Origin of the sequence: Isoptericola croceus (genome assembly GCF_029382255.1) — a bacterium.
Lineage (GTDB): Bacteria > Actinomycetota > Actinomycetes > Actinomycetales > Cellulomonadaceae > Isoptericola > Isoptericola croceus.
Genome location: NZ_JARLLG010000154.1, coordinates 1 through 279, shown reverse-complemented (window position 1 = coordinate 279; position 279 = coordinate 1). Strand labels below are relative to the sequence as shown.

General features: G+C 39.8%; 1 protein-coding gene. It reads left to right on the top strand.

Annotated features, from left to right (window positions below):
* A partial coding sequence (locus PZC42_RS24490) for a BAR domain-containing protein (RefSeq protein WP_277214060.1) occupies nt 1-279 on the top strand: 279 nt, incomplete at both ends.

Below are 279 nucleotides of genomic sequence, written 5' to 3'. Positions count from 1 at the left end.
TTCTCAATGAACTTCAAACTGTAGAGGAAATGAAGCACCAGTGTGATGAAAAAAGAGAGTTGTTCGAATTTCTGCTGAATGCACAGAAAGAAAAGGGAAGATCTAAGAATGCCAAAAGTGACATTGGTGCGTCAGAGCAATTGAAACAAGCTCAGGACGATTATCAAGAAGAAGCAACTCTTTTTCTATTCCGGTTAAAGTCATTGAAGCAAGGACAGTTCAGAAGTCTTTTCACACAAGCTGCTCGGCACCATGCTGCTCAGCTAAATTTATTCAGAA